A 26292-nucleotide genomic window follows, 5' to 3' on the forward strand; every position below is an offset into this window, starting at 1 on the left:
CCGGATAAGATGTTCGTCGTTGAAAGGAGAAGTAAGGGCCCAATGAATGCAATTCCTTGAAGCCCGCTAATTCATGAAAAGACAAAATGTAATGATTAAAGGAACGAAGAGCGGTCTTTCGCTTCAGTTAAATGATCGTTGTTCGTATGAAGATATTTTAATAGAGCTGGAAGAGAAGCTTGCGGAATTTCAAGGATTAGAGGAAAGTCCGCTTATTTCAGTTCGCATTCTTACGGGCAACCGCTATCTAAATCCTGAACAAGAAGAAGAAATCAAAGAACTTATTCGGCAAAAACAAAACCTGATCGTGGAGGAAATAGACAGCAATGTCATTTCAAAAGAAGAGGCCAAAACGGTCATCGAGAGCCAGGAAGTAACTTCCGTCGCAACGATCGTAAGATCCGGGCAAATTTTAGAAGTGCCGGGGGACTTACTCCTCGTGGGGGATGTTAATCCAGGCGGCACGGTAAGGGCAGGCGGTAATATTTTTATCATGGGGGCATTAAAAGGGATTGCCCATGCCGGATACACGGGCAGAAATGAAGCCGTTATCGTTGCCTCATTCATGACCCCGTCACAGTTAAGAATTTCTGATTGCATCAGCCGTTCTCCCGACCATTACGATCAGGAGGAACGTCACCAAATGGAATGTGCCTACATAGACAGGAATCATCAAATTATCATTGATCGATTACAAGTGTTAAAACACTTACGACCGAATATTACGAGATTTAAAGGGGGACATTATTATGGGTGAGGCGATTGTAATAACATCCGGCAAGGGAGGAGTCGGAAAGACAACAACTTCGGCAAACCTGGGTACATCACTTGCCTTGCAGGGGAAAAAAGTGTGTTTGATAGATACGGATATTGGCCTTCGCAATCTCGATGTTGTGCTGGGGCTTGAAAACAGGATTATTTATGATCTTGTAGATGTTGTTGAGAAGCGTTGCAAGCCTCACCAAGCAATTGTAAAAGACAAAAGGTTTGAGGACAAGCTGTTTTTGCTTCCAGCGGCACAAACAAGCGATAAAACGGCGGTCACACCTGAGCAGATGAGAGAACTTGTGGCCGAGCTCAAGCAAGATTATGATTATGTTCTCATTGATTGCCCTGCGGGAATTGAACAAGGTTACAGGAATGCGATTGCCGGAGCAGACAAGGCGATCGTTGTAACGACACCTGAAATTTCCGCTGTCCGTGATGCGGACAGAATTATTGGCCTTCTTGAAAAAGAAGAGAATATTGAGCCTCCCAAATTGATTATTAATAGAATCAGGCCGAGGATGATGCGTGAGGGTGATGTCCTCGACGTGGATGATATTACACAGCACTTATCCATCGACCTGCTCGGTATCGTGCAAGACGACGAAGAAGTCATCAAGTCATCCAACGAGGGTGAACCGATTGCCCTCAATCCGGAAAGCAAAACATCAATCGCATACCGAAATATCGCAAGACGGATTCTGGGGGAATCTGTACCGCTTCAGCCCCTGGAAGAAGATAAATCCGGATTCTTCACTCGAATTAAACAGCTTTTTGGATCATCCCGATAATCGGTGAAGCTGGGACATAAGTTGAAAACGAATTGCTATTCGTCCAATCGTGAAAATAAACCGCGTGAAATCAAGTTGTTTCAATTGATTTCATGCGGTTTATTCATTTTTATAGGTTTTTTGTGTTTCGGACCGGAAATTTGCAAATCGGCATTTCAGCGGCCGGGAGATCATGATCGGATATGGAGCTTTCGATAAACAGAGTTCGGTTCAGGCGCATATAGAGTGCGACAATGGCGATGGCAGCCTCGACGCTTTCGATGAACAGGGTTCGGTTCAGGCGTAGTCGTGTTCAACAAGCGCAAGTTTCCAATAAGTTGTCATCAAGCGGTTCTGATCTTGCCTGTCCAAACCAGAGATTTTCTGAAAACGATCTATATACCTAATAGCGGGCACATCGTTTGTTTGCAATGAAACGAGCGGCCATTAAAGGAGCAGAAATAGGAGAACAGACAGCGGTGGCGATGTTAACATCGCATGGCGAACAGCAAAATTATTTACGGGAAAGTGACTTTGGAAGTTAAAATGTTCGTTCGGAATAGTGAGGAAAAATTTTATAAGAAGTTTGTATTCTGCTACGCGAACAGCTAACAGCATACAATTAATTTTACAAAGGAACGCCCCGTCTTTTCTTCACAACCGAAGCATAATAGGGAGAGACAAGTCATAGGGTAGTAGAAACTTGGTAAGGGAGATGGCGGGGTGTGAACCATCGGGTAAATCAAATAAAAAAGCGAATTGCCAAGAGAAGAAAGTCCTATGACCGGAAAAAGGATAAAGGTATTCAGTGGTCAAATGAATGGATTGACAGCAATTATACGGATGAGCATTCTCTATATGATTCAAAAAATCAGGAAAAATTTCATCCTCTTTGGAATCGTGAAGTATTTATATTCAAAGTTCTCGCTTCCATAACGCTCATTCTCCTTGTCAGTATCATTTACAAATCCGAATCCCCGGCATTTCAAGCGGCTAAATCAGTCGTCAACGAAGCAATGGAAACGGAATTCCGTTTTGCCGCTGTTTCTGAGTGGTATGAAGGCCGTTTTGGCAAACCGCTTGCTCTATTTCCCGACAAGGACAAGGCAGATGGAGACATTATCCAAACGGGGATAGAAACAGACTATGCCTTGCCTGTTGGAGCTAAAATCGCCGAAAATTTCGATCAAGATGGCCGCGGGATCATGATCGAAACGGAACATCAGGCTCAGGTTGAAGCTATTGCCGGCGGAATCGTTATTTTTGCAGGAAAAAAAGCAGATACCGGCAACACAGTGATTGTGCAACATGAAGACGATACTGAATCATGGTATGCCCATCTGAACAAGCTTCATGTAAAACCACATGAACGTATTGAAGGCGGAAAAGTGTTGGGAACCGTGTCATCTGGTGAAGAAAGTTATTCAGGAAAATTTTATATTGCCATTAAAAAGGGAGATGTTTTTATTGATCCCCTCCAGGTGATTAATGTTGAATAACTACGGACGACTTTTAAGAAAGATACATTTTCATCCTCTCTTTTGGATTGTGGCTTGTTTTGCCATTATCACGGGTTATTATTGGGAATTGCTCACATTGTTTTTGATTGTTTTTATTCACGAGATGGGACATGCCACTTGTGCCCATTTTTTTTCGTGGAAAATCAATCGCATCTTGATTATGCCGTTTGGTGGTATTTGTGAAGTGGATGAACATGGAAATCGGCCTGTTATTGAAGAACTGCTTGTCGTCCTTGCCGGTCCTTTTCAGCATATATGGATGGCGGCAACTGTCTTTATTCTGGGGACAAATGAAGTCATTTCGATGGAATTTGCAACAATGTTTCAACAGTTTAACATAATGGTCTTTTTGTTTAATCTTCTGCCTGTATGGCCGCTTGATGGTGGCAAGGTTATTTATTTATATTTGAGTTCCCGGCAACCGTTTTTAACGGCTTTCAAACAATCATTGCTTTGTTCCTTTATTGTTTTGACGTTTCTTCTTTGTCTTTTTTTGATCGTATTTCCGTTTAACCTGAATGTGTGGGTTGTTCTAGTGTATTTATATGCATCATTGTGGCACCAATGGAATCAAATGAGATTTTCCTTTATCCGGTTTTTATTAGAGCGGTATAGCGGGAAGCAAACAGGTTTTAAAAAGCTTGATGTGATTGAGGTGGAAGGAAGCGAATATGTGTCCTCGATCATGGAGCAATTCAGGCGTGGCTGTAAGCATGTCATCCATGTGGATGATGGGAAACGAATGCTCGGAAAACTGGATGAAAACGAAATGTTGCATGCCTTCTTTGCAGAAAAGCAAATACGCGCACGCTTGAAGGATATCGTGTATCATGATTGAACATCATTGAGTCTACTTGAAATCAATGATCGAATATGAAACAAAATTCTCCCAAATATAGAATCTGAGAATAAACCAAGTAAATGAATAGGCAGTATCTTTGATCAGAGCGCTTTCGAAGTAAAAGAAAGAGTAGTAAAATGAAGAGAAGCGCTATTGACATAAGGCATGAGAATGTGATAGTATTTTTATGTTAGATTGTAGCACCCGTGCTACAACCGCACAGCACAGGTACACAAGCGCTTATCCAGTATAAGACACCTGAGTCTGGCGAGTCTTAGTTATTGAGGAGGTGCGATACATTGTACGCAATCATTGAAACAGGCGGAAAACAAATAAAGGTTGAAGAAGGCCAAGCAATCTTTGTTGAAAAGTTGGATGCGACTGAAGGTGACACATACACTTTTGACAAAGTGCTTTTTGTCGGTGGTGAAGATGTGAAAGTTGGCAGCCCATTTGTTGAAGGTGCCACCGTAACTGCCAAGGTGGAGCAACAAGGCCGTCAAAAGAAGGTCGTTGTTTTCAAATACAAGCCTAAGAAGAATTACCGTAAAAAACAAGGCCACCGTCAGCCATATACAAAACTGATCATCGAAAAAATCAACGCGTAACAGATCCATGATTCTCGTTGAAATATATAAAGATTCCAAAGGCAAGATTGAATCTTTTACGATGACCGGGCATGCCGAGTTTGCAGAAAAAGGCGCAGATATCGTCTGTGCCGGCGCTTCAGCAGTTGCTTTTGGCAGCCTGAATGCAGTTATGGCACTGACGGGTGTCACTCTAAACATAGAACAGTCGGAAAGCGGTTATCTGTCATGCAAGCTGCCCGCGGACTTGCCGTTGGAAACTTCCAAACAAGTTCAGCTGTTGCTTGAGGGCATGGTTATTTCATTAGAAACAATCGAACGTGATTATAAAGATTATTTAAAAGTTAACGTTAAAAATAGGAGGTGAATCACATGTTGAAATTGGATCTTCAATTTTTCGCAACGAAAAAAGGAGCAGGTTCCACGAAAAACGGCAGGGACTCTGAAGCTAAAAGACTTGGCGCTAAACGTGCAGATGGACAATACGTTTCCGGCGGTTCGATTCTTTACCGTCAGCGAGGCACAAAGATTCATCCAGGTGAAAACGTCGGTCGCGGGAAAGACGATACCCTTTTTGCTAAAGTGGACGGCGTTGTTCGGTTCGAACGGCTTGGCCGCGATAAGAAAAAAGTGAGCGTATATCCGCAGGCACAATAGTGATAAAAACTCTAACCATTTGGGGTTAGAGTTTTTTTTGTGAATAATTGATGTCTCAAAAATATATGTTTTCCTCCTAAAGATGTTCACCGGTCATTTTATCAATGGTACAATTACTTCAAGTACAACTCTAAGTCGCTTCCATAGAGGAGAAATTTGTTATACTATAATATAATTTGTAAAGACCAGACTGGGGAGAACAAGGGATGAGCGAAAATTGGACAGTAGTAGAAATACTTCGATATACGCGCCACGAGTGGTTAAATAGATTACAGTTAATTAAAGGAAACCTTTCCATGGGAAAAACAGAACAGGCTAAGCGCATTATGGATGAAATTGTACTGGAAATGAAGCAGGAAGCAATGCTTTCCAATCTAAAGCTATTTCGCTTTGCTGAATTATTGTTGACACACAACTGGAAAGGGTATCGTTTTCGTCTTGAATATGAAATTGTCAACGGAATGGAAAAGCTGGATCTGGATGATCAACTGCTTTCAGATTGGATGGGAGAATTTTTTGAAGAGTTAAACCGGATATCATTACCTATTTATGATAACTGCCTATATTTGACAATCGAATCAGGAAAAGATACCGTCGGTTTTCTTTTTCAATTCCACGGTATAATAGAAAATGAGTCGGAACTGAAAAGTTGGCTCTTTCGCAAAGATGTGTATCCGGATCATGTAACATATGAACAGTTATCGGAAAATGAATATCAAATTCAAGTATTGTTTTGTTTGGAAAGGTTAGATGGCCAGAATGGAGTGTCCTTAATGTTTGTCGATCGAGTAAAAGTATATGTTAAAGGCGGAGATGGCGGAAACGGCATGGTAGCGTTCCGTCGTGAAAAATATGAACCAATGGGCGGGCCGGCAGGAGGCGACGGCGGCAAAGGAGCCAGCGTTATCTTTGTTGTAGACGAAGGTCTGCGAACGCTCATGGACTTCAGATACCAAAAGCATTTTAAAGGCAAGCGCGGAGAAAACGGAATGTCAAAAGGGCAACACGGTAAAGGTGCAGAAGATCTTATCGTCAAAGTGCCTCCCGGTACTGTTGTGACCGACGAAGATACAGGAGAAGTGATTGCGGATTTGATCAAAGACGGTCAAAGAGCTGTTATCGCCAAAGGAGGACGCGGCGGAAGAGGAAACGTCCGCTTTGCCACACCAGCAAATCCAGCCCCTGAAGTCGCTGAAAATGGTGAACCTGGCCAGGAAAGAAACGTTACACTTGAATTAAAGCTGCTTGCCGATGTCGGACTAGTCGGTTTTCCGAATGTAGGAAAGTCCACTTTTCTGTCTGTTGTATCAGCGGCAAAGCCAAAAATTGCGGAATACCATTTTACAACGATTAAGCCCAACCTTGGCGTTGTGTCAACGGATGATGACCGAAGTTTCGTCATGGCAGATCTGCCTGGGTTAATCGAAGGCGCGCACGAAGGAGTCGGGCTTGGCCATCAATTTCTTCGCCATGTCGAACGGACAAGAGTCATCGTTCATGTTATCGACATGTCGGGGATGGAAGGGAGAGACCCGTACGAAGATTATATAACGATCAACCAGGAATTACAGCAGTATAACTTGCGTTTGCTGGAAAGACCGCAAATCATTGTTGCCAACAAAATGGACATCCCTTCTGCTCAAGAAAATATAAAGGCATTTAAAGAAAAGCTCCAGAACGAATATCCTGTTTATCCCATCTCAGCAATTACGAGGGAAGGTGTACGGGAAGTTCTGTTCGCCATAGCCGATTTACTTGAAGTGACGCCTCAATTCCCCCTTCATGAAGAATTGCCTGATGAAAAGGAGATACATCGGGTTGTTTACAAACATGAAGAGGAGGAAAAGCCGTTTACCATTACGCGCGATCCGGACGGAAGCTTTGTTGTCAGTGGTGACAAGATTGAAAGATTATTTAAAATGACCGACTTTTCCCGGGAAGAAGCCGTCCGCCGATTTGCCCGCCAATTAAGGTCTATCGGTGTGGATGATGCGCTTCGAGAGCGGGGAGCGAAAGATGGCGATACCGTTCGCCTGTTTGATTACGAATTTGAATTTATGGATTAGTTCTTTGTATGGAGGGGAACTATGGTGGGGAAAAGGGAAATTGATCAAAAATTCTATCTCGTACGGGAAGACGTTTTGCCTGAAGCCATGAAAAAAACGTTGGAAGCAAAGGCTCTGCTGGAGCGGGGAACGGCAGAGTCGATATGGGAAGCCGTTCAGCAAGTCGATTTAAGTCGAAGTGCTTTTTATAAATATAGAGATACGGTATTTCCCTTCCATACCGTTGTGAAAGAAAAAATCATTTCATTGTTTTTTTTCCTTGAAGATAAGCCGGGCGCACTATCTAAGCTGCTTAGTATCGTGGCTAGCTGTTCATGCAACGTATTAACGATTCACCAAACAATTCCGTTACAGGGACGGGCAAACGTTACACTGTCTCTAGATGTGACAGAAATGAATGTCAATATGGATGAATTTCTGGGGAAATTACGCCGGCTCGAGTTTGTGGCCAAAGTGGAAGTTGTCAGCTCGGGAGGCTGATAAGAAAACAAGCGGAAGTGCGCTTATTGAAGCATTTCCGCTTGTTAGTTTTCTTCGACTAAAATCCCCGCTTTTGAAAGTGCGGCCTCTGCCCTTTCAATCATTTGCCTATTTGGTGCGGACAATGTGTGTAAATGCATCCCAGCTGTTAGTTGCGACAATAATGGTGCATTTGTTTTGTTAATTTCTTTTAAAAAAGCGTTCACTTCTTGTCGGTTCGAAACCATGATGGAGGCGGTCAAATCTCCATATACTGGATGCTCCACTTTTACATCTTTCACTGTAACCCCATGATCAACAATGATATTGAGTTCCTCTTCAGTTCTATCCCGCTCATGGCAGCAAGCTACTATTTTCTCGACACGTTCGCTGCTCATCACCGGCATATATAAGTAACCTTGACTCGTGGCGATGATGGGTTCGTTATGTGCTTTTAACAATGTAATATCCCCAACAATAACCTGCCTGCTGACATTTGCTTTTTTCGCCAAAGCCGTTCCGGTTATCGGACCATTGTTTTGTTTTAAATATTCCAGTATCCAAGCTCTTCTTTCTTCCCCAAGCAATTTCCTTTCTTTTTTCATCAGGAGTCCTCCGTTTCCAATGCTTACGATTAAATAGTATCACATATTTACAGCCGCTTGAACTCTTCCGGTACGAGACGGATCTTTATAAGACTCATAAAGGCTTTCATTATTTCATATGTATTTTGAAGAGGAAAAAATAACAATTTGCCCACACAATCATACACTATATGGACGTATGCAAGAGGAGGGGAAATTAGTGAAGATTCATATCGTTCAAAAGGGCGACACGCTTTGGAAGATCGCGCAAAAATACGGCGTGGATTTCGAAGAGTTAAAAAAAATGAATGCACAGTTGTCCAACCCTGATATGATTATGCCCGGTATGAAAATAAAGGTGCCAGCAGGAGGTGCTGCAGTAAAAAAAGAAATGCATCACCATCAAATGCATGGGCATAAAGAAGTGCCAAAAAAAGCACATCCGCCCAAAAAAGCACATCCGCCCAAAAAAGCACAACCGCCGAAAAAAGCACAACCGCCAAAAAAAGCACAACCACCAAAAAAAGAGGTGATTAAAGAAGTGCTGAAAGAAAAACCGCACAAAATATATCAGCCAGTAATGCCGCAGCCGTTGCCGGAGATTGACGTTAATAATTATTATATGATGAATATGAGCCAAACGCAGGCCCAAGTTCAGCAAGCAGTAAAAGAAAAAGAGCATGTACATCATGAAGAATCTATAGAAATGCCCGTGATGCCTGTACAAGGAGGTTATACTCAGCCTATGTATTCTTATTGCTACCCGGTTATGCCCGTGTGTGATCCATGTTACCCGTATCCGTATTCAATGATGCCGCAAGTGCAAGGGGCAATGGCTTATCCGCAAACGATGTACGGTCAGATGCCGATGTATGGCCAGATGCCGATGTACGGTCAGATGCCGATGTACGGACAAATGCCAATGTATGGCCAAATGCCACAAGTGATGCCCGCAGTGGAATACGAGATGCCGCAGCAGTATTGGGGTGACGAATCTTCCAGCTCATCAAGCCCATTCATGCATCATCACCACGGTCATCATCATCAAGGATATCATCACGGTCATGTCATGCATGGAATGGATTGGGATGATGATAACGATGATCCGCCACAGGGAATGCCAATGCAAGGATATACACAACCTTATGGAGGATACCCTGCGATGCCGGCTGCACCATACGGTGCCCAGATGGCTGCACCATATGGGACCCCGATGGCCGCTCCTTATGGAGGGGGGCAGTCTTACCCATACGCACAGCCAATGCCGGGAGGAATGGGACAATTCGAGATGCCAAGAGATGAAGCCGGAGAAGAAGATGAATAATCAAGCGAAACGAAAGAGAGACGGATTTGAAAACCGTCTCCTTCTTTATATAAAAAAGGTAGTTGGCCACCATTTTCGTCATATTTTTCACGTCAAAAAAGGGGTTTGGCTCATACAATCAGAAAAAGAACGGTGGATAGTCAAGGAGTTTGCCGCGCGAAAAAAGTTGCATACCCAAATCCGTTTGACTCATTATTTATTTGAAAACGGCTTTCAGAATACGTACGATTTTCATCCTATCGGGGCGATCTATTTTGATGGTCGCGTATTTGGGTTAATCCGGCATATTGAACAAAAGCAAGATGAACCATTTCACTATGGAAGCGCCCGCTGCCGAAAGGACGCCCTCGCGCTTCTTTCTCATTTTCATGCTACTACAGCCCGATTTACCGATCAGTTTACACCCCATCTTGCTTTGTTTGATCAACTAAAAAAATGGGATAGACGGTTGCTGGATTTTAAAAAGAAAATGGGTTCTTATGAAGATACAAGCCTTTACCCGTATATGGAGCATTACATGTTTGCAGGGGAGTGGGCCATTCAATTCTTGAAGCGCCATGCGGATTATTTCTTGGAGGGGCCGTATTGTATATTACATGGTGACGTTGCACACCACAATTTTATAAGAAAAGCTGACGGCTCCTTATACTTAATAGATTTTGACCTGATCAGCATCGGGCCGAGCCACATAGATCTTCTTCAATTTTGCAATCGCATTTTGCCGTCGCTTCAATGGTCAAGCGAGCGGCTATTTTCCGACTATATGGAAATCAATCGTTATCAAAACGATCCCCCGTTTTTGGCTGCTCTCGTATATCCAACCGATATATTCCGTGAATGGATTTATTATATGAATAGCAGGAAAAAAGAAAGAACCAATCGAAGGCATCATTTAGAAACCATTACGTTCAAACAGTACAAAAAGCGAATGCAATTTATGAAAGCCGTGATGGCAAAGGTGAAAAACGGTCTGTAACTAGTTTTGGATTGCAAACAGTTTCGCTCAAAGTGTAAAATATTTTCGGGCGGTATTCCAAAATTTCTTATTTGCCAAGAAAAGATGATTCAATATATGATTAAGTACAGGTGAAAGGATAGGGGGATTTTAAATGGCAGGACATTCCAAATGGAAAAATATTCAACGCAGAAAAAATGCACAAGATGCAAAGCGCGGCAAGATATTTCAAAAGCTTGCCAAAGAACTGTACGTCGCGGCCAAAAGTGGCGGGGGCGATCCGGATACAAACCCGGCGCTACGGCTTGTCGTGGATAAAGCAAAATCGGCAAATATGCCGAATGACAATATAAAGCGTGCAATTGACAAAGCCACTGGCAGCCAAAATGCGGAACAGTACGAAGAAATTATTTATGAAGGATACGGGCCCGGCGGTGCAGCGGTCATGGTGGTGTGTTTGACCGACAATAAAAACAGGACCGCTTCAAACGTCCGCCACGCTTTTACAAAAAATGGCGGAAATCTCGGCGAAACCGGTTGTGTTTCCTATATGTTTAACCGGAAAGGATACTTGGTGATCGACAGGAGCAACTATGATGACTTAGATGAGGAAGAACTGTTGCTGCAGGTAATCGAAGCTGGAGCGGAAGATATGGAAACGAGCGATGAGGCCTTCGAAATATATACAGAACCGGAAAATTTCATGGATGTAAAAGAAAGTCTCGAAGAGGCCGGCTTTGAATTTATGACGGCTGAAATGACAATGGTTCCACAAACCGATGCGTCATTAACGGAAGAGCAGGAAGAAAAGCTGGAAAACCTTATCGACATGCTTGAAGACGATGATGATGTTCAAGAAGTATACCATAACTAAACAAAGCTTTCCCAAAAGAGCAATTCTTTTGGAAAAGCTTTTTTTTATTGGATAATCATGTAAAAGTATGGTCACACTATATGTATAAAATGAACTAAGAACTTGAGGTGATTCATGATGAGTGTTGTAATGAAAGCTGTATTAGCCTTCACGATGATTTCCTGCGGCAGCTTTTTCATTGTTGATCTCAACCAATCACCCAGTCATGTACAAGCCAGTGAAGAGAAGGAATTGTTGATTCCGGAAAAGCCCTTAGAACTGACCATCAAGTTAAAAAGAGTATATATTGACGGAGAAGAAAGCGAAGAGACGCTTACTGAAACAATATGGGCCCTCGAAGACTTTTGGGCAAAGTATGAAAAATGGCGGCTGGTCGATATGAGTGAAGACTATCTTGTTTTTGAAAAGAAAGTGAATGACATCTCACCTTTGTCAAAAATGAACGGATATTTTGGCATTACGGAAGACGGCACATTATCCATTTTCAATGGAAAGCCGGAGGAGTCGGATATTATCCAATCATTTTTTCAAATTGATGTGAAAAAATTGGAAAGCAAACAACATCAGGAGTTGCTACAAGGAATACCGGTAAAATCAAAAAAGGACTTTGACAAGGTTGTTGAAACAATGAAGAAATATGAAGTTAAAAAGGAATTGTAAACAGGCTGGGACATAGGTTGAAAGCTGATTCATATTCATAAAGATCGTGAGAATAAAATCGCGTGAAATCAAGGTTTTAAACTTGATTCCATGCGGTTTATTTCATTTTTACCATGCCCCTATTTGTGTTAAAAAATCCCTATCATCGCTACGTCAACATATTTCGCTTTCCGCAGGTCTTTTCAGCTTCTTCGGAAAGCAAAGGTCGCTTTCCTGCGGGCACAGCTTCAGCTCGAGCTATTCCCGCAGGAGACTACCTATTTTGACTACGCTAAAAGATTGCGTATTATACACTAGGGACAATTTACCCGGCATGTAAGGTGCCGTAAGACTCCACTTCAATATTTTGAGTAAATACAAAAGGTCTGAGTGGGAGCAAACGGCACCTAAATGCCCGATTGGTTCAACTAACATTCAGTAGGAGGTGGAAAAAATTCCTACTGAATGAAGTTTCACTTTATCCTGCATGTAAGGTGCCGTAAGACTCCTACTTCAAAATTTTGAGTGAATACAAGAGGTCTGAGTGGGGGAAAACGGCACCTAAATGCCCGATTGGTTCAACTAAAGGAGCCCTACTGAATGAAGTTTCACTTTATTGTTCGTTTTTTCATCAGCTGATTTAGTTGTGTCCCAGTTCCTTTAATGGGGTAGCGGTGGCGCTTTTGTTGTATGAAAATGTATCGTCTCCCATACCAAAGTTTTGCGCTGCTTGTTTACTGATAAAAACAGTGGCAAAATAGGTAGAGAGAATAGCAATAGAGGAGAAAATGACGGGATGAAACTTGTATCTTGGAACGTCAATGGATTAAGAGCTTGCATACGTAAAGGTTTTCTCGATTACTTTCATCAAGTGGATGCCGATATTTTTTGCGTCCAGGAAACAAAGCTGCAAGCTGGACAAATTGACTTGGAACTGAAAGGGTATGAACAATATTGGAACTATGCGGTGAAGAAAGGCTACTCCGGAACAGCCGTATTTACCAAACACAAACCGATCTCTGTCAAATATGGGGTTGGTGATTCTGACGTTGAGGAAGAAGGCCGGATCATTACGTTGGAATTCGCGGATTTTTTCCTAGTTAATGTGTATACGCCCAATGCGCAAAGGGATTTGGCCCGCTTACCTTACCGTTTGGATTGGGAGGACCGCATGCTTGTATATGTAAAAGAATTAGATCGCCAAAAACCGGTCATTTTATGTGGTGACCTCAATGTGGCCCATCAAGACATCGATTTAAAAAACTTCAAGTCGAACAGGGGAAACTCGGGATTTACAGAAGAGGAACGGGGGAAATTTTCCAGATTGCTTGAACATGGCTTTATTGATGCGTTCCGCCACTTTTATCCAGATAAGGAAGGCGCTTATACATGGTGGTCATACATGAACAAGGTAAGGGAAAGGAATATTGGATGGCGGATCGATTATTTTATCGTTTCACAAAAGTTGCAAGAACGATTGATAGATTCATATATTCATTGTGACGTAATGGGCAGTGATCATTGTCCGGTTGCCTTGGAGATCAACATATGAATAATTTCTCAAAAAAGACTCCCCCATTTTGTGCTGAATTCCAAAAGTTAGAATGGGGTAATCTAACTTTTGGAGGCACATCATGCTGGAAGCTCGTTCATTACTCAAGTTTCTTTTTGGTTATGTATCGCTTTTTTCCTACAAAATTCACAACAAATACACTTGTGAGGGCAATAGCTCCCCCAATCAGTGAGAGCGTATTGGGCCATTCGTTCAACCATAACCACGCGATGATGATGGCGAGCGCCGGTTCCAGATAAAGCATGCTGGAAATGGTCGTGGCATTTCCTGCGGACAAGGCGATGGCCCACGTTGCGTACGCGATCGCTGCAGGGAAAATACCAACATAAAGAGCAGATACATGAGCGCCGAAGTCGGCATTTTGAATGTTTTCCCATAACCCGGGCATAAAGAAAAGCATGGGTAGCGTTCCGGCCCACGTAAAATATGCCGTTAAATCAATCGGATGATATTTCGCCAGTAGCGGTTTTTGATAAACGAAAAAGATGGACGTGGCGATCGTGCTGATCAAAATATAAATAGTACCCTTGGAAATTGTAAAAGAAGCTCCTGATGTTCCGATAGTAATTAAAATGATTCCGATAAACCCTATCCCCAAGCCGATCCAGCCAAACAAATCCATTTTTTCTTTTAAAATGATAACGGCGAGAATTGATGTAAAAATGGGTGCTGAACCGATGATCATACTGGCGGTGCCTGCGGAAACCGTTTGGACGCCAAATGTGAATCCGATTTGGTACACGCTGATCCCCATGAAGCCAAGAAAAATAATGCGCGGAATGTCCTTTTTTGCCGGCAACTTTATATGAACACTCGGCCATAAAGCATATAATAAAAAAACACCGGAAGCGATCAAAAAGCGGAGAAGCACAAGGTGGGAAGGGGTATATCCTCCGAGTAAGCTGGCTCTAACAGCGGCAAAGCCCGACGACCATATGATAATCGTGAAAGTTGCTATCCAAAACGCCTTTTTGTTCATATGAAACCTCCTAACTCATAACAACGATTCTGTCTTAAAAGCATATCTATATCATAACTCATAACCGCTGTTTTTTATTTCAGTGACAATAAAAATGTGTATAAAAGTTTTTTGTGGAGTGATCTAATGTCAAATTCATGGGAACGACCCAAGTTAAAGATACCGAAAACAAAGAGTGAATGGTTCTGGGATATTATCGGATGTTCACTTTATATGGCTTCCATTCTTTTACTCATTTTCATCTGGAATCAACTTCCCGACAAAGTGCCCGCACATTATAATGCTCTTGGTGAAGTGGATCGTTGGGGCTCTAAATCCAAATTGCTTATTTTGCCGGGGATGGGCGCATTCATCATTGTATTCATGCGATTTTTCGAAAAAAGACCGGAACTTCATAATTATCCCGAACGCTTAAACGAATCCAATGCGAAACAATTTTACTTATTAAGCCGAAAGATGGTCAATCAAATAAAAAACGTATGCCTAATTATTTTTGTGCTCATCACATTTGAATCAGTATCCATCGCACTGGGGTGGAGCGGCGAATTTGGAGTGTGGTTTTTGCCGGTGGCGGTCATCCTGTTATTAACCCCCATCGCGGCAGGGCTATTGAAGCAAAGAAAGATCAAATAATGCATAAAAAAATTTAGATATAAATCTAGTAATAGGTTGACCGTCAAAAAAAGAATATAGTATGATATTCATGTTTCACTTTACTTTAAATGGAAAGGAGCATAGGGGTTTTTTATATAAGCGCCAGAACTAGTGAAAGTTGGTTGATAAGCTCGCTAGTTGACGAGGAGGAGGTTTATCGAACGTTCGGCGGATGCCTCCCGGCTGCGGCACACAGTCGAATTTTCTTTTCGAAAGCATCGAGGCGACTCGATGGACAAAGGAAAGAAAATGTGGTCGAGAAAATGAAAAAAGAGGGCAAGTATGCCCTCGTGCTGCTTGCCCTCCTTTTACTGGAGGAAAGACAATGTGCGGAATTACAGGTTATATTGGGACAAATGATGCGAAGGAAATTTTATTAAAAGGCTTGGAAAAGCTTGAATACCGCGGCTATGATTCGGCAGGAATCGCTGTTGAGAATCAAGACGGCATTCATGTTTTTAAAGAAGAAGGACGGATAGCAGACCTCAGAAATGCAGTGGACGGAAATATTAGTGCTCGGTCAGGAATCGGGCATACGCGCTGGGCAACCCACGGATCGCCCAGCAAAAGGAATGCCCACCCTCATCAAAGTGCGTCAGGCCGATTTACTTTGGTTCATAACGGGGTCATTGAAAACGAGTCGGAACTGAAATCAGCCTATTTACGTGATGTGACGCTTCAAAGTGAAACAGACACAGAAGTCATCGTTCAATTGGTAGAAAAGTTTTCCCAAACGATGGAGGCGGAAGAAGCTTTTCGTGAAACGCTGCGTTTGCTCAACGGATCATATGCAATAGCGATGCTGGATATTGAAACACCGGGAGTTATCTTTGCGGCAAAAAATAAAAGCCCGTTGTTGATCGGAGTCGGAGAAGACTTTCAAGTTGTTGCCAGTGATGCCATGGCAATGATTCATGTCACAAATCAATTCGTTGAACTGTTGGATAAGGAAATCGCTATTGTGAAAAAAGATCGTGCAGACATTTATAATTTGCAAGGCGAAGTCATCATCAGGGAGCCTTACAAAGCGGAGCTTGACATGACAGATATCGAAAAAGGAACGTATCCGCATTTCATGTTGAAAGAGATAGATGAACAGCCACTTGTCATGAGAAAAATCATTCAAGCGTACCAGGATGAGAACGGCCGTCTACAGATCAATGAGGAAATCACAAATGCCATGCTGAAAGCCGACCGAATTTATATTGTGGCATGCGGAACAAGCTATCATGCGGGATTGGTTGGAAAACAGCTGATTGAAAAGCTGGCGGAAATTCCGGTGGAAGTCCATCTCGCCAGTGAATTTGGCTACAATATGCCTTTGCTTTCCAAAAGACCATTATTTATTTTCATTTCCCAGAGCGGAGAAACAGCAGACAGCAGAGCGGTATTGGTGAAAGTGAAGGAAATGGGGTACCGCGCACTCACGATCACGAATGTGCCTGGCTCCACCCTTTCAAGAGAAGCGGATGATACACTGCTTTTACATGCCGGACCGGAAATTGCCGTCGCTTCCACAAAAGCATACACAGCCCAGATTGCCGTCCTTGCGATTTTGGCATCCGTAGCCGGGGCTGCCAAAAGAGTACCTACTGACCTTGACTTAGTCAAAGAACTGGGGATCGCCGCCAGCGCGATGGATACATTATGTGACGCCAAAGAAGCGTTCGAGCAAATTGCGGCTGAATATTTGCCCGCGACTATCAACTGCTTTTTCATTGGCCGTTCCATCGACTATTTTGTCGGGTTAGAAGGAGCGCTAAAGCTGAAAGAGATCTCCTACATTCAGGCAGAAGGATTTGCCGGGGGAGAATTAAAACACGGCACCATTGCCCTGATTGAAAAAGGAACCCCCGTCATCGCATTGGCAACCCAGACCAATGTTAACGGAAGCATTCGGGCAAACGTCAAGGAAGTGGAGACACGCGGCGCCCACACATGCATCATTTCCATGAAAGGCCTTGATACAGCGGGAGACCGCTACGTACTGCCTCATGTCCATGAACTGCTCACTCCGCTCATCTCCGTCATTCCGCTGCAACTGATCGCCTACTATGCGGCGCTACACCGCGGATGTGACGTTGATAAACCGAGAAATTTAGCAAAAAGTGTAACGGTGGAATGAGGGGGAGTTTGTTTGAATAGAATCTGTGTAAATTAAAAATTAAGTTGCGATGTTTATAAAAAAGATGCATCTTTAAAATAAAGTCGTAACGTTTATAAAAAAGTTGCGAAGCTTTTCCCCTTTGGATATGATTATCTAGAGGGGTGTTTTTGTGTCGAAATGAAAAAGAACATCTAAAATTGATAAGTGGATTAAAGAGGGTCGAGGAACTGGCAGTGGGGCAGATTATCAGAATTCAAGATGTTTCCTCATTAGGTCGGTTTACAAGGTTAAAAGGTATAAAAACCGGCAGACAACATGAGTTTTTATCGGATATTTGGAGCGAAACTACTTTCATTTGACTGAATTTTCTGATGTTTTTGGGTATTCGCGAACAATTTCCTTTATTACCACAAGAGGAGACGATTATCATTGCTGAAGAGCTTGGGATTAAACACCTAGAGATCCAAAAACAGGCGATCAATTGTTATGACAACGGACTTTTTATCCCGCCTGTAAGGTGCCGTATACACCACTTCAAGACTTGAGTTGATACAAAAGGTCTAAGCGGGAGAAAATGACACCTAATTGCCCGATTCGTTCAACTAACATTCAGTAGGGATGGAAGAAAACGCCTACTGAATGAAGTTTCACTTTATAATAAATTACTTGTGAATCTTATTAATGACAATGGCGCTTGGACGAGTAAATCATTAAAGATTATTGAAAATCAGGATGTTATTGTAATGAAGGCGAAGTATAGTTCTAAAGGTATTCGTCATAGGAGAGAAATATTGTTAAACAAGTTCATTTAACAAATTTCTATAAAATTAGTGTTCTTCCACAATCGGGCTTTTAATGGAAAGTATTTCTAAAAAAAATGGATATTTATATTCGGATATTGTTCAATGAAAGTATAGGCGTATTAAGGGTTCAGGAATTTTATAGAAAAATGTTCAGAGAGGGGGATGCTACTTGAAAAGAAAAGTATTATATATTGAAGATAATGAGAAAATAGGCAGTTGGGTAAAAGAAGAATTGGAACAGCGAGGATTTTCAGTTCAGTGGCTGCTTTCTGGTGAAGGAGCCGAAAAAGAAGTAAATCTGTATGAAATCATTATTTTGGATATTATGTTACCTGGTTTAGACGGATTTACTGTGGGAAAACGATTAAAAAAGGCAGCACCTGCTGTTCCAATATTGCTGTTATCTGCTAGAACATCTATAGATGATAAGGTGGATGGTTTACAATTTGCGGATGACTATTTAACGAAACCATTCCATACAGATGAATTAGTTGCAAGATTAGAAGTATTAATCCGTCGAAGTGGTGGTATACATTCCGAACGAATTGCATTAGGAAATCATATTGAAGTAGATCCAGAAGTCCAAATGGTATATGACAAGTACACAGGAGAAGAAATTATATTGACAGGGAAACAACATCAAATTTTAATGTACTTCTTACGACACCCTAATCGAGTTTTACCAAAAGAACAAATTTATGAAGCGATTTGGAACGAACCCTACATAACTGGTGATAAAACATTAATGGTGCATATCCATCGACTGCGGCAAAAATTGGAGCGTCATCCAGATTCCCCAGAGATTATTGAAACGTTGAAGGGAATAGGCTATCGGGTGAAACTATGAAACAGACAAGATCATTATTTCGTCGCTTTCTAAAAGGACATTTTCTATTTATCTTTTTTCCTTCACTTGTGCTTATTTTCTTCTTTGCGTCCTTTGGGGTTTCTATCAATGAAGAAGATTTGAATATCAATACCTTACATCAATTTTACATTACACTACTCTTGTTGGGTTTTATTATTGTCGCATTTGTTGTAATGTCTGGGCTGTTCTTCGTGAGACTCCGTAAACGCCTCACCCGCTTACAGGAAGTTATGTCATTTTCAGCTAATCACAACACATTTCCTACACCAATAGCTGTTCAAACGGATCGTATGGATGAAATAGACCAATTAGGAAGTTCTTTTAATTGGATGATTCAGCAGCTTGAAGATAGCCGCAAGCGAGAATATGAAGAGGAATTATTACGACATCGACTGATTGCGAATTTATCTCACGACTTACGAACGCCACTTACTATTTTGAGGGGCCATATCACCAAATTAAATAAAGAATCCATGAGTTTAGAAGCACAAAATTCGTTAACAGAGATGAACCATACGATTACAAGAATCGGAGATCTAATGGATGATTTGCTTTCCTATACATTGCTTACATCAGGAAAATATCCTTTTGGGCCGACACCAACAGATATTGGACGTTTAGTAAGAGCATCTGTTGCTGCGTGGTATCCTGCATTTGAAGAAAAAGAAATTCAGTTTGATGTTGATTTACCGACAGAGAAGACTTTTTATTGGGAAGTAGATCCTACATGGATGACACGAGTTCTGGATAATTTATTTCAGAATATTCTTCGCCATGCAGCAGAGGGAAAGTATGCCAACATTGTAGTTGATGTAGAAAAAGAACAGATCATTGTTGCAGACAGAGGTCCAGGCATGGATCACTCATCCTATGAGCGTGGAGCGGGAATTGGTTTATCGGCTTCAAATTATATGTTGAAAAAAATGAAGCTGAAAGCTGACTTTACATCAACTGAAAATGGCACAAAAGTAGCTATTGGCAGAGCTTAATTTAAAGTTAACCCAGAAGTAAACAACATGATAACCAAGATGTAACTTTGCTTCTTTATAATGAGAACCATAACAGAAAGGAAGTGTTATGGTTGCTTACAATTCATAACTTAGTCAAACAACGCGGCAATCAAGAAATCTTATCAGGTGTCAGTTTTAAAGCCAGACCCGGAAGAGTAACTGGCTTTTTAGGTCCAAATGGGGCAGGGAAAAGTTCTACACTTCGCATCCTGCTTGGATTAGATCGTGCCACCTCAGGGAGTGCACTCATTAATGGAGTGCCATTTGCAGAATTACAGAATCCTCTAACAACAGTAGGTGCCGCACTTGATGGATTTGGAGCTCATCGTATGCGAACAGGACGGGCACATTTGCGTTGGATTGCTCGTGCCGCAGGGTTGTCTCGGTCACGTGTCGAGGAAGTTCTGGAAATCGTAGGTCTTACGAATGCAGCTGGGAAAAGAGTTGGGAGTTATTCCCTTGGCATGGGAAGAAGACTTGGAATGGCGGCTGCACTACTTGGGGATCCAAAAATATTAGTTTTAGATGAACCTGTAAATGGGCTCGACCCAGAAGGGATTCGTTGGATTCGGACATTTTTACGTGAACGTGCTGCGTCTGGTAAAACGGTGTTACTATCCAGTCATCTAATGGGTGAGCTTGCAGAGACTGTTGATGATGTTGTGATTATTAATCATGGAAAAGTCGTTGCAGATGGAACATTGGAAGAAGTAATAGGTAACCATTCCACGCTGGAGGAAGCCTTTTTTGCCCTGACATCTAAATATGCAGGTGATGTTGTATGAGGGCATTCAACGCGGAACTATCTAAATTGTTTTCCCTGCCGGGCATTTGGCTTGCCTTTCTTATTGGAGCATTTGCCCCAGCGGTCATTGCTGCCTTGGACAGTATAGTAGAAAAAGAGGATATTGTAGCTGGAGTAAGCACACGACTATCAGAAGTTGGCTATATTGGATTAGGTCTTGGTGTGCAAGGTATCATTATTCTTGGTGTGCTTGCTGTCAGCAGTGAGTATTTGACAGAGAGCAGTGAATCTGGTGGAGGGAATCAGATTACAACGAGTTTAACCGTTGTTTCATCCCGTTTCCACTTTTTGCTGGCAAAAGCAAGTGCTGTGACAGTGATCAGCATACTGCTTTCCATTGTTGCTATTCTAACAACTGTATTGGCAACAAATCTTATTCTTGGTGAATACGCCCCTGCATTTGAAGCATCTAGACTGGTCGGCGCGGTTTGTTACTGGGTATTTACCGCTCTTTTGGCATTTGGAATTACGGTTCTAACTAAGAATGGGATTATCCCGCTTGCTGTGCTCATGATAAATTCATCTGTTGTGACAGTCTCTTACCTCCTTACTAAGGTTACAAAATTAGCGTTTTACTTACCAGACATGGCTGGCCTTGATATGTTTATGTTTAGGAGCGACAGCTTTCACACCCCATTCACAGGTGGTTTCATCATGTTTGCTTGGGTAGCCGTTCTTTTCATTGTAGCAGCCACTGTATTCCATAGGAGGGACGTTGCATCATGAGTGCCTCTTCCAGTAGAAAGATAACACGAATCCTTGGTGCTGAACTGGATAAATTAGTTACATTACCGTTGGTATGGCGCACTCTTATGGCTACATTCATTCTAAATGTAGTTTTAGCAGCAGCTTTTACTTCTGCTGGTCCACAAGGGGCAGCAGGAACGCAAAGTATACTGAATATAGGACTTGCTTCTATGGGATATCTTCAAGCAGGGTTCATTATTCTTGGTATCTTAGCTACTTGTTCGGAGTATACGGGTGGACAGATTCGAACTACTTTAACTACGATTCCTTGGCGTGGGTTTCAATTATCCATGAAGCTCTTAGCTTTGGCAATTGTAACCATTCCTATGGCGTTTATCATGGCTGCCTCAGGCGTACTATATGCTTTTATGATGATAAGAGACACAGCATTCGTGATTGAAATAGACGCTATGATCAAAACTTTAGCAGGTGCAACAGGCTATCTAACATTAACCACCCTTCTCAGTGCGGCTATCGGAGCTCTACTCAGACGAACCACTCCTGCTCTAGTGGTCCTGCTTGGTCATTATTTCATTGTCAGTCCATTATTGAGAGATTTTCTACCCCGTATTAAAAATGTTTTTCCGGATACGGCAGGATATTATATGTACATGCCGCCTACCCCTAATGAAATAAATATCCTTACACCAATGCAAGGAACAGGTATCTTAATGTTATGGACACTGATATTTATTACAGTAGCTATTGTATTTTACCGTAAACGAGATGCCTGAGTTTAGGTTTTATTATTTAGACAAATAAAGAAATTGATTTGTAGAGAATCTAGGGGAGGGACCCCCATTGATGGAAGTCTTGTTTATAGGTTTTGCTATTCTGCTTGTATTAAGAAAAGTAAATCTACAGCGTGATGAGCTTTTTCTATTTTATGTTATTTGATATTCAATCGGTCGCTTTTTTATCGAGGCTCTACGGACAGATAACTTAATGCTTACAGAGCATCTAAAAATGGCGCAAACAATTTCAATTTTGCTTATTTAGCATTTAGAAGGATAAAGGGCTATGCGCATGTTCGTTATTTAGATAACGGATCCTGAATTTAAAAAGTCTGGAATTGTTTTCGAATAAAATTGAGAGTCAGAACTCAGGGTAATAGCTCTCTAGTTTACAAGAGAATTTCCGTAAGTAACTTATAGGAAAATGGAAGAGGTTATTCATGAAAATATTTGAGGCACATAAAGTGAAACTTCATGCAGTGGGAGTTTTTTTCCATCTCCTATTATTACTATTAGACGAGCCGCTAACTGGGTCAGATGATAAGGCAAAAATTCAACTTTTGAGTAAGCTAAATTCACTTATTAAAAATTTCAAACTTGCAAAATAGGTAATTGTGCTAGACTGGTATTCGATGGATAATTTTACAACGCAAAGAAATATGTATAGTTTCCATAGAAAGGAAGGGTATATGACTACTCACAAATCGGAAATTAGATTGGAGTCCGGGCAGCAAATTGTTGATCCAGAAACAAATATTTTGCCGCATCACATGGAAATGGCTATGAAAGTTTATGAAGCTAGTGGAATGACAGTTACGAGTAAGGTTATTCGAGAACCAGAAAGTGCTGAGTATGGTGCTTGCCGTTTTGGAATGGAAGGGAAAGATATCGTTTTTCGCGAAGCAAAGACAACACCAGTTAAAATAGGTCAGTTCGTAACCATATGGAAACGACCTATAGATATAATTCTCCCATTTGACAGCACGGATAGTGTAGATTTTGTCGTTATAGGTGTAAGCAGTTCACAAAACCAAGGGCAGTTTGTTTTTGATAAAAAAATACTTATCGAAAAGGGAATTATGTCTCATAATGGCAAGAAAGGAAAAACGGCTTTTCGAGTCTATCCGCCCTGGACTGAACCTGCGAGCAAACAGGCTCTGAAGACACAACAATGGCAACTCCGTTACTTTTTTCCTTTTGGGCCACATGTAGCTATTGACAAAGAAAACATACGTAAACTTTTTAATCTTTAACATATAAAAGTTGTTGTTGAGTTAGAAAACGAAACAACCAATGACGAAAAAGCAAAACTTGGCAAAGTCATTATAAAAAACTGAAATCAGTTAAAGATGTTAATTTGATTTTGGAATAGATTTAGTCTACGTAAAAAGGCTGCGGAATTTCCCCAGTCTTTTTACATAAAAGTAATTATTTTTTATTACGCAGAAATGTTTTGTTGAGACGAAGACTTCTTTGTTAGGGAGGCGTTTATCATTAACGCTATACAAATTGTACCTGTTGTAGAAAGAACAACGCCGTTCCATGCAAATTCATCCCAGATAATACCTGGAATCCAAGAACCGAGACTTCCGCCTAGATAGAAAAAGAATAAGTAAAGGGAAGTAGCCGCTCCACGAGATGTTGTTGCAATATCAGTAACAAAAGCTGTAGTAGCTGATTGTGATGCGAAGTTTCCAAAAGCTAATAAAGAAGCACCGATAATAATTGTTGGCAATGTCCCGAAAAGGGTTAACAATATTCCTATAACTGCGATTATATGCCCATTAGCCATCGTCCATCTTCTTCCAATTTTATCTGATATATATCCTGATATGGGTGCTGATAATAATCCAAACGCATAAGTTAAATATAATAAAGAAACTTCCGTAACAGTTAGGTGAAAAGGTGCTCCACTCACATAAAACGGAATATAAGTAAAGAAACTAATAAATGCAAAGAATTGTGCAAAACCAATTGCGAATGTTCCAACTAAGGTGGGGTTTTTAAAGTGAATAAGAGCACTATCATTATTCTTTTTTGTTTGATTTTTAGGGTTGGGCAGATATATCCATACAAGAAAAGCTACAACAGCAGAGAGCGCAGCCATACATCCAAAAACAGCTTTCCAGGAAAAGAGATCTGCTATTGGGCCAGAAATAACCCTACCTAATAATCCTCCTCCGACATTCGCACTTACATAGATACCCATGATTTTACCTCGATGTTTCGCTGGAAACTCTTCTGAGGCATAAGCCATCATGACAGCCGTTACACCAGGTATAAATAAACCATATGCAAATCTCCAGAATAAGATCGTAGTGAATGAATCTGATACGGCAATCATGGCACTTGGAATAATTAAAGCTATACTCGCTAACAAAATAATTTTCTTTCGGTTATACAAATCAAACTTTGATGCCAACATAAAAGAGGTTATAGCTAAGGTGATAATGGTGATAGAAATAGTATGACTAACAGCCGAGATGGATAATTGAAATTCATTCTTCCATATAGGTAGCAGGGGCTGAGGTGCATAGAGAAGAATGAATGCATTGGCTGTAGCCAAAAATAATACGAGAAGCCGCATGAATCATTATCACCCCTTTATAGATAGTTCAATGTCCCCTTATATACTGATTTTGGATAGATTAATCGTTCTGCAGATGCTTCTGTAATATGTGCACACCATCAGTTTCATGATTACTAGAGAAATTCATAATATTTGATGTAAATTTCGAAATAATGTTAACACACACCCTTTTATTAAACAAGAATATTTTTACATAAATGACATCTTGTTCTTAAAATCCCTTAATATGGACGTTTATAAATGTAAATAAAAGTTAATCAAAAGTACGCAACAAACGCTGATTTTGTAAATATAAAAAAACATCAAATTGGGTTCTACCGTTTTGAATAGTTGAACTCAGTAGCTAGTTTTTCAAATCATCATTTACTATTTAGCCTTTTTGACATCTGGCACACGAAGTGTTGTATTTCGTATTTCATCAACGACAATCTCTTTTCTGGTGAAAAAAGTTTTTTTAATCAAACTTTATTTCAACCAATAAAACAAAGAGCGATTATTTAAAATAAAGCTTGATAAAAACCTTGCTCTATGTGACAATATGTTCGTACAGAATAAGTTTTTTATCCTGATAATAAAAATCTAATTAAAGCAATGCTAGGTTGAAACTAGTAATAAACCTTAGATTCTTTTTTTAGTTACGTAAAGAATGCTGTCATTTAGAGAGAGAGGAGTGTCCACCCATGAAGAAAAAATCACTTAAGTTCTTATCTTTTGGATATGGATACTCTACTGCTGTTTTTTTCTAGAAATCATTCCACAGGTGAAGTGTGTCTAAATTTGGTTTTCTAGAAAAACGGCAGAAAATTTCTAAATGGCGGTGAATAAATGGAAAACAGAAAAGTTACAAGGAAAAACCCATCAAGAGTGCCTGCACCGGTGGGGAATTACACACATATCACAAAAATCCCAAGGAATGCAGAGTTATATGTTGCATCAGGTCAAGTCGGTATGGATCAAAATGGGCAATTTCCGCAAAATATGAATGAGCAAGTGAGTAATACGTTTACCAATATAAAAAAAGTGATGGAATCCGAAGGGTTACGTGCTGAAAATATTATAAAAGTAAACATATGGGCTACTGAGATAATTGATTGGGATTTCTTAGATTCAGAGTGGGATCAATTATTTTGCAATGATTATCCGGCAATGACGATTGGATATCTTTCTGAGCTAGGTTTACCTGAGATAAAAATTGAAATAGAAATTTGGGCAGCTAAAGTATAAAATATAAAGCTTTAACACACTTCATCAAAACCATGGAGCATCTAAAACCAGATGATTCCATGGTTTTTCATATGAGCAATTTCAAACAATCGGGCTCAATTGTGAAAATTTGGGTGAAAATGATCAAGCTATTTTATAAAGGCTGTGACTTATTATT

General features: G+C 41.0%; 27 protein-coding genes, 2 pseudogenes and 1 other annotated feature. Of the genes and pseudogenes, 26 read left to right on the plus strand and 3 right to left on the minus strand.

The features are described 5' to 3' along the window. The first annotated feature begins 73 nt into the window (after nt 1-73). The 11 genes and pseudogenes from minC (at nt 74) to MHB50_RS05985 (ending at nt 7686) form a co-directional block, all read left to right on the plus strand. On the plus strand, nt 74-757 hold the full coding sequence (minC, locus tag MHB50_RS05935; RefSeq protein WP_077113063.1) for a septum site-determining protein MinC: 684 nt from the start codon (nt 74-76) through the stop codon (nt 755-757). Beyond that, nucleotides 750-1556: a septum site-determining protein MinD gene (gene minD / locus MHB50_RS05940; protein ID WP_077113062.1), complete on the plus strand. Its 807-nt coding sequence runs from the start codon at nt 750-752 to the stop codon at nt 1554-1556. The genes minC and minD overlap by 8 nt, the downstream gene beginning before the upstream one ends. Before the next feature lie 401 nt (nt 1557-1957). Beyond that, nucleotides 1958-2080 (plus strand): hypothetical protein, encoded by a 123-nt coding sequence (locus MHB50_RS05945; protein ID WP_321189687.1) that lies wholly within the window; start codon nt 1958-1960, stop codon nt 2078-2080. A 180-nt stretch (nt 2081-2260) separates the two neighbouring features. Beyond that, nucleotides 2261-3034, plus strand: coding sequence for a M23 family metallopeptidase (locus MHB50_RS05950; RefSeq protein ID WP_205178211.1), 774 nt, complete (start codon nt 2261-2263; stop codon nt 3032-3034). Further along, nucleotides 3024-3893: a M50 family metallopeptidase gene (locus MHB50_RS05955; protein WP_339162560.1), complete on the plus strand. Its 870-nt coding sequence runs from the start codon at nt 3024-3026 to the stop codon at nt 3891-3893. The genes MHB50_RS05950 and MHB50_RS05955 overlap by 11 nt, the downstream gene beginning before the upstream one ends. Before the next feature lie 206 nt (nt 3894-4099). Then, nucleotides 4100-4181: a sequence feature (ribosomal protein L21 leader region), on the plus strand. 14 nt (nt 4182-4195) lie between these two features. Next, nucleotides 4196-4504, plus strand: a complete 309-nt coding sequence (gene rplU / locus MHB50_RS05960) for a 50S ribosomal protein L21 (RefSeq protein ID WP_205178206.1) — start codon at nt 4196-4198, stop codon at nt 4502-4504. Between the two features lie 7 nt (nt 4505-4511). Beyond that, nucleotides 4512-4850: a ribosomal-processing cysteine protease Prp gene (locus MHB50_RS05965; protein WP_340085020.1), complete on the plus strand. Its 339-nt coding sequence runs from the start codon at nt 4512-4514 to the stop codon at nt 4848-4850. Between the two features lie 5 nt (nt 4851-4855). Next, nucleotides 4856-5140: a 50S ribosomal protein L27 gene (rpmA, locus tag MHB50_RS05970; protein WP_077113057.1), complete on the plus strand. Its 285-nt coding sequence runs from the start codon at nt 4856-4858 to the stop codon at nt 5138-5140. A gap of 206 nt (nt 5141-5346) precedes the next feature. Beyond that, a pseudogene (locus tag MHB50_RS05975) lies at nt 5347-5793 on the plus strand (Spo0B C-terminal domain-containing protein); the annotation flags it as partial. Between the two features lie 120 nt (nt 5794-5913). After that, on the plus strand, nt 5914-7206 hold the full coding sequence (obgE, locus tag MHB50_RS05980) for a GTPase ObgE (RefSeq protein ID WP_340085302.1): 1293 nt from the start codon (nt 5914-5916) through the stop codon (nt 7204-7206). Between the two features lie 21 nt (nt 7207-7227). Further along, on the plus strand, nt 7228-7686 hold the full coding sequence (locus MHB50_RS05985; protein ID WP_340085021.1) for an ACT domain-containing protein: 459 nt from the start codon (nt 7228-7230) through the stop codon (nt 7684-7686). A 44-nt stretch (nt 7687-7730) separates the two neighbouring features. On the opposite strand, the gene MHB50_RS05990 is transcribed toward MHB50_RS05985, so the two are convergent. Then, on the minus strand, nt 7731-8270 hold the full coding sequence (locus tag MHB50_RS05990; protein ID WP_339162567.1) for a transcription repressor NadR: 540 nt from the start codon (nt 8268-8270) through the stop codon (nt 7731-7733). 199 nt (nt 8271-8469) lie between these two features. On the opposite strand from MHB50_RS05990, the gene safA reads away from it, so the two are divergent. The 5 genes from safA to MHB50_RS06015 all read left to right on the plus strand — a co-directional run bounded on the left by safA (nt 8470) and on the right by MHB50_RS06015 (nt 13593). After that, a complete protein-coding gene (gene safA, locus MHB50_RS05995) occupies nt 8470-9573 on the plus strand; it encodes a SafA/ExsA family spore coat assembly protein (RefSeq protein WP_340085022.1) in 1104 nt (367 codons plus the stop codon). Continuing rightward, nucleotides 9566-10549 (plus strand): aminoglycoside phosphotransferase family protein, encoded by a 984-nt coding sequence (locus MHB50_RS06000; protein WP_339162571.1) that lies wholly within the window; start codon nt 9566-9568, stop codon nt 10547-10549. Before safA ends, MHB50_RS06000 begins: the two co-directional genes overlap by 8 nt. 133 nt (nt 10550-10682) lie before the next feature. Continuing rightward, nucleotides 10683-11402, plus strand: a complete 720-nt coding sequence (locus MHB50_RS06005; RefSeq protein ID WP_205178185.1) for a YebC/PmpR family DNA-binding transcriptional regulator — start codon at nt 10683-10685, stop codon at nt 11400-11402. A gap of 114 nt (nt 11403-11516) precedes the next feature. After that, nucleotides 11517-12062, plus strand: coding sequence for a BofC C-terminal domain-containing protein (locus MHB50_RS06010; RefSeq protein ID WP_340085023.1), 546 nt, complete (start codon nt 11517-11519; stop codon nt 12060-12062). A 775-nt stretch (nt 12063-12837) separates the two neighbouring features. Beyond that, nucleotides 12838-13593, plus strand: a complete 756-nt coding sequence (locus MHB50_RS06015) for an exodeoxyribonuclease III (RefSeq protein WP_205178183.1) — start codon at nt 12838-12840, stop codon at nt 13591-13593. A gap of 100 nt (nt 13594-13693) precedes the next feature. On the opposite strand, the gene MHB50_RS06020 is transcribed toward MHB50_RS06015, so the two are convergent. Beyond that, on the minus strand, nt 13694-14593 hold the full coding sequence (locus tag MHB50_RS06020) for a DMT family transporter (RefSeq protein WP_205178181.1): 900 nt from the start codon (nt 14591-14593) through the stop codon (nt 13694-13696). A 126-nt stretch (nt 14594-14719) separates the two neighbouring features. Between MHB50_RS06020 and MHB50_RS06025 the strand changes: the two genes are divergently transcribed. The 9 genes and pseudogenes from MHB50_RS06025 to MHB50_RS06065 all read left to right on the plus strand — a co-directional run bounded on the left by MHB50_RS06025 (nt 14720) and on the right by MHB50_RS06065 (nt 23574). Further along, entirely contained in the window at nt 14720-15226 is a 507-nt protein-coding gene (locus MHB50_RS06025; RefSeq protein ID WP_339162579.1) for a DUF1648 domain-containing protein, read from the plus strand. Nucleotides 15227-15572: 346 nt separating this feature from the next. Beyond that, nucleotides 15573-17372 (plus strand): glutamine--fructose-6-phosphate transaminase (isomerizing), encoded by a 1800-nt coding sequence (gene glmS / locus MHB50_RS06030; protein WP_340085024.1) that lies wholly within the window; start codon nt 15573-15575, stop codon nt 17370-17372. Between the two features lie 954 nt (nt 17373-18326). After that, entirely contained in the window at nt 18327-19004 is a 678-nt protein-coding gene (locus MHB50_RS06035; RefSeq protein ID WP_077114352.1) for a response regulator transcription factor, read from the plus strand. After that, nucleotides 19001-20014, plus strand: coding sequence for a HAMP domain-containing sensor histidine kinase (locus MHB50_RS06040; protein ID WP_339162585.1), 1014 nt, complete (start codon nt 19001-19003; stop codon nt 20012-20014). The genes MHB50_RS06035 and MHB50_RS06040 overlap by 4 nt, the downstream gene beginning before the upstream one ends. A 92-nt stretch (nt 20015-20106) precedes the next feature. Then, nucleotides 20107-20820, plus strand: coding sequence for an ATP-binding cassette domain-containing protein (locus tag MHB50_RS06045; protein ID WP_339162586.1), 714 nt, complete (start codon nt 20107-20109; stop codon nt 20818-20820). Continuing rightward, nucleotides 20817-21566, plus strand: a complete 750-nt coding sequence (locus MHB50_RS06050; protein WP_340085025.1) for an ABC transporter permease — start codon at nt 20817-20819, stop codon at nt 21564-21566. The genes MHB50_RS06045 and MHB50_RS06050 overlap by 4 nt, the downstream gene beginning before the upstream one ends. Then, nucleotides 21563-22321, plus strand: a complete 759-nt coding sequence (locus MHB50_RS06055; protein ID WP_340085026.1) for an ABC transporter permease — start codon at nt 21563-21565, stop codon at nt 22319-22321. The genes MHB50_RS06050 and MHB50_RS06055 overlap by 4 nt, the downstream gene beginning before the upstream one ends. An 82-nt stretch (nt 22322-22403) precedes the next feature. Continuing rightward, nucleotides 22404-22642 (plus strand): annotated as a pseudogene (locus MHB50_RS06060) (prolipoprotein diacylglyceryl transferase family protein); the annotation flags it as partial. A 311-nt stretch (nt 22643-22953) separates the two neighbouring features. Further along, entirely contained in the window at nt 22954-23574 is a 621-nt protein-coding gene (locus MHB50_RS06065; protein ID WP_340085027.1) for a MepB family protein, read from the plus strand. 185 nt (nt 23575-23759) lie between these two features. Here the strand turns inward: MHB50_RS06065 and MHB50_RS06070 are convergent, their stop codons facing one another. Then, the gene (locus MHB50_RS06070) at nt 23760-24908 is read right to left on the minus strand and encodes an MFS transporter (RefSeq protein ID WP_077114338.1); all 1149 of its coding nucleotides are present in this window, start codon (nt 24906-24908) and stop codon (nt 23760-23762) included. A gap of 828 nt (nt 24909-25736) precedes the next feature. On the opposite strand from MHB50_RS06070, the gene MHB50_RS06075 reads away from it, so the two are divergent. Beyond that, nucleotides 25737-26135 (plus strand): RidA family protein, encoded by a 399-nt coding sequence (locus MHB50_RS06075; RefSeq protein ID WP_340085028.1) that lies wholly within the window; start codon nt 25737-25739, stop codon nt 26133-26135. The last annotated feature ends 157 nt before the right edge of the window (nt 26136-26292 follow it).

It is taken from the genome of Siminovitchia sp. FSL H7-0308, assembly GCF_037980985.1.
Taxonomy (GTDB): Bacteria; Bacillota; Bacilli; order Bacillales; family Bacillaceae_C; genus Siminovitchia; species Siminovitchia thermophila.